General features: G+C 59.5%; 3 protein-coding genes and 3 pseudogenes. All 6 read right to left on the minus strand.

Annotation, left to right across the window (positions count from 1 at the left end; all coding sequences use genetic code 11):
- A pseudogene (locus ACQKPE_RS25855) lies at nucleotides 1-94 on the minus strand (hypothetical protein); the annotation flags it as partial.
- Nucleotides 81-1,139, minus strand: a pseudogene (locus ACQKPE_RS25860) (hypothetical protein); the annotation flags it as partial. The pseudogenes ACQKPE_RS25855 and ACQKPE_RS25860, both read right to left, overlap by 14 nt.
- Nucleotides 1,134-1,520, minus strand: a pseudogene (nuoB, locus tag ACQKPE_RS25865) (NADH-quinone oxidoreductase subunit NuoB); the annotation flags it as partial. The pseudogenes ACQKPE_RS25860 and nuoB, both read right to left, overlap by 6 nt.
- Nucleotides 1,521-1,529: 9 nt before the next feature.
- On the minus strand, nucleotides 1,530-1,943 hold the full coding sequence (locus ACQKPE_RS25870; protein ID WP_279808381.1) for an NADH-quinone oxidoreductase subunit A: 414 nt from the start codon (nucleotides 1,941-1,943) through the stop codon (nucleotides 1,530-1,532).
- Between the two features lie 379 nt (nucleotides 1,944-2,322).
- Nucleotides 2,323-2,985: a lysoplasmalogenase gene (locus tag ACQKPE_RS25875; protein ID WP_427669540.1), complete on the minus strand. Its 663-nt coding sequence runs from the start codon at nucleotides 2,983-2,985 to the stop codon at nucleotides 2,323-2,325.
- A gap of 119 nt (nucleotides 2,986-3,104) precedes the next feature.
- Nucleotides 3,105-3,938 (minus strand): isocitrate lyase (gene aceA, locus ACQKPE_RS25880; protein WP_427669541.1); only part of this gene is annotated, 834 nt, incomplete at its 5' end.

Here is a 3,938-nt window from a genome sequence, read left to right on the forward strand (position 1 = left end):
GGGCGATAGGGGTCATCGGCACCTGTTCCTTGAGGATGTGCTGCGCCTGCTTGTACAGCTCGGTGCGCTTGGCCTGGTCGGAGGTGGGTCTTGAGCCGGTTCAGGTCCATGTATGACAGCTTGTAGTCCTTGGGCAAGGAAACGATCGACACCACCGAGGAGCAGTTCTTGAAGAAGTGCAGGTCGTGCAGGGCGGCGGCGTCATAGCCCGAGGCCTTGTATTGCTCCAGGGCTGCGCGGTAACGACGCGACTCGATCGGCAGCAGGCTGATGCCTTCGATGGCCTGGGTCTGCTTGTTGAAGTGCGGCAGGTCGATGGAGCGGAAGAACAGGTCATCGATGTCCAGGCGCGGGGGTTCGCGTTCGAATACCTTGAACTTGTCCGAAGTCTGCGCCGGTGCTTCCGGTACCACCGATTCGGCGTAGGCGATGGCCACGGGGCCGGCCAGGCTCATGAACAGGTCGTTGGCGTCCAGGCGGATGGTTTCGCCGATGTCGATGCCGGCACGGCGGAAGTAGTTCTGGTCGTAGTCGGTGGTCACCGCCTGGGCGGTGAGGATATTGAAGATCTGCTGCGAAATGTACTGGTTCGCATGCTTCTCCATGGCGTTGACGTCGATGTTCTGGATCGTGCCGTCGTCGCTTTCCTCGGCGTAGCGCATGATGTCGTTGGAGATCAGCATCATCGCGTTCCACGGGCGGATACGTCCCATGACACTGGCTTCGCTGCTGTCTTCGTTATCGAAGTTGTACGAGAAGTCCCATTCCTCCGACAGGTACTTGCACAGCAAGCGTCCGGCGTTGATGTGCAGGGCTTCGGACATTTCGCTGCGGTGGTCGGAAATGTTCGGCAGCACGCAGATGCCGCTGGTGAAGATCGGCTCGAAGACGAACGAGTGCCCGCTCTTGCCGTCGTTCTCGTCGGCCGGCTTGGTGTCGAAGGTCTTGTTCATGTACGAGTACTGCTGGGCCAGGCCGAACTCCGAGGCCATGCCCGAGCCGGTACCGCCGCCGGCGCTGAAGATGTAGAAATACAGGCGCGACTGGTTGGCCTTGATGCCGCACGAGTCGATCAGGTACGAGTGGATCAGCTTCCAGTCGGCGCTGGAGAAGCGCTGGGTTTCCTTGTTGAGGATGACCCACTTGGGCTCGAGCATCTGCTCATACAGGCGCTGGATGATCGGCGCCATCTTGATGAAGCAGGTACCGGCGACGACCATGAAGTCGGCCTGGCGCGGCGAGGCCCTGATGACTTCGGCGCCAAAGCGCGCGATGTCGTGGGGTGCCGTGAATGCCGTGGTCATTTCCACGTAGCAGCAGGACAGGCCGAAGTTGTACGGCCAGAGGGAGTTCTTGCGACCCCAGTTGACCGCGCCACGCAGCACATCTTCGAGTTTCCCCATGTAGATGTTCTTGTGGACCTGGTCCTCTAGCAGTTGGTCGGTGACGGTTTCCCGATCACCAACCGGGTACTGCTCGTTGGGCGCATCCGGATCGATTCTGGTGAGATTGTATTGCATGCCAAAGCCTCATTGTTTCAGCTTCGCTTGCCGCTTGCGGCGACCTTCGGGAGCCCAATCAAGTGCTCCGACGCGCCAAAGGTAGACAAGACCTGCCAACAGAATTGCTATGAAAATGAGTGCTTCGACGAATCCGGTCCAACCGCTTTCGCGAACGGACACAGACCATGCAAAGAGAAAGAGGGCTTCGATATCGAAGATCACGAACAGCATCGCGACCAGATAGAATTTGGCGGACAGGCGCAGGCGAGCGCTGCCGACGGGCAGCATGCCGGATTCGAAGGGTTCGTTCTTGGCGCGACCCCAGGCCTTGCTACCGAGCAGGCTGGACAGGCCGAGCATGAAGGCGCACAGGCCGACGACACCCAGGAGGAAGATGGCAAAGCCCCAGTTGTGGGCGATGAGTCCTGCCGAATCGGACATGCTAGAAATCCTTATACAGAGACCCAGCTCTGCAGTCTGAAATAAGTAGAGCGGCGACCTGCGTCGCAGATGCAGTGACCAAATGTCGCAGCTGAATCAATCGGGCTGATTTTATGGGTAAACCCAGTGCAAGTAAAATTTCCATTGCAAATTTATTCGTAGGATTAAGAACAAAAATCTTTCGTAAATGGCTGAAACCCTTGAGTTTCGGGCATTGCGAGCGGTTTTGTTAATTATGTTTCCTGCGTAGCGTAACGACCGGGTAAATTCGTAATGATAATTAATATCATTTGACTCATCCTGCTGTTTCGAACACTTCTCTTTGCTTATCAAGTTGCTGTTACGTGCTCGCCTCTTGTAAATGAGAAAAACTCTCGTTCTAGCAGTTGTGCGGTGTGTTCGCACCGCGCTGGGTCAATGTTTCGATGCTTTGGCGGTTGATTGCCGACAGTGCAATCAGCCACTGGCCAAGCCAGTAGCTGAGGATGATCAGGTAGGGGGCCGCCGCGAACGGGCTGACGAAACGGTCGATGCCGATCAGGCTGTCGGAGAATACGAAGGCGCAGGCGCCGAGCGCCGCTACGCCACCGAAGGCCAGGGCGCGCCAGAGCATGGCGCTGATCACCAGTGCGTAGGCCGCTACTGGCGCCAGCAGTGAGCCTAGGCCATGGCTGGCGAGCAGGCTGAACAGCGCAACGCCGACCAGGGTTGCGAATGCCAGTGCGGGTAAAGCGGGTTGCAGGGTCGTGCTGCAATAGCCGCGCAGGTAGGCCAGGTGCGCGCAGAAGAAGGCGGCCAGGCCGAAGACGAACAGGTCCTGCGGGACGGCCAATAGAATGTCGCCCAGCACTGAAAAGGCCAGGCCGATGATGATCCAGCGGCGGTAGGTCGTGGCGGGAGTGGTGAGCAGCCAGGCAATCAGCGCCAGCACTGGAAGAGGTTTGCTCAGCAGGGCGAGCAGGCTGTTGTCGCTGGCCTCTGCATATAGATAGAGAGCGGCGGCTGCGAAGGCGATGATGAGCAGGTGGCCAGAGCGGGGCATGGGCAGTCCTTGCTATCGGGTAGCCACAAGCTTAGTCGGTATCTTCGGTTCTGCCTGGCGGGCAAAAGAAAGCCCAGGGACCTTGCGGCGCCTGGGCTTTTCGTTTCAGTTCAACGCACTCAGTGGAACTGCTCTTCCTCGGTCGAGCCGGTCAGTGCGGTTACCGACGAAGCGCCACCCTGGATTACGGTGGTCATGTCGTCGAAGTAGCCGGTGCCGACTTCCTGCTGGTGTGCCACGAAGGTGTAGCCCTTGCTGGCATCGGCGAACTCCTGCTCTTGCAGTTTGACGTAGGCGGTCATGTCGTTGCGGGCGTAGTCGTGCGCCAGGTTGAACATGCCGTGCCACATGTTGTGGATGCCCGCCAGGGTGATGAACTGGTGCTTGTAGCCCATGGCCGACAGTTCGCGCTGGAACTTGGCGATGGTGGCGTCGTCCAGGTTCTTCTTCCAGTTGAAGGACGGCGAGCAGTTGTACGACAGCAACTGGTCTGGGTATTCCTTCTTGATCGCCTCGGCGAAGCGACGGGCTTCATCCAGGTCGGGCTTGGCGGTTTCACACCAGATCAGGTCGGCGTACGGGGCGTAGGCCAGGCCGCGGGCGATGGCCTGGTCGAGGCCGGCGCGTACTTTATAGAAGCCTTCGCGGGTGCGCTCGCCGATCACGAATGGCTGGTCGTACGGATCGCAGTCGCTGGTCAGCAGGTCGGCGGCGTTGGCGTCGGTACGGGCCAGGATGATGGTCGGTACGCCTGCGACATCGGCGGCCAGGCGTGCGGCTGCCAGTTTCTGCACGGCCTCCTGGGTCGGTACCAGTACCTTGCCACCCATGTGGCCGCATTTTTTCACCGAGGCCAGCTGGTCTTCGAAGTGCTGCGTGCGTGCTGGCGCAAGCGCGGGCAACCCGCGCGCCGCGCGCCATTGGCGTGCCCCCTCCTGTTCGACGAAGGTGGC

Origin of the sequence: Pseudomonas sp. NPDC089554, from assembly GCF_050280645.1 — a bacterium.
Taxonomy (GTDB): domain Bacteria; phylum Pseudomonadota; class Gammaproteobacteria; order Pseudomonadales; family Pseudomonadaceae; genus Aquipseudomonas.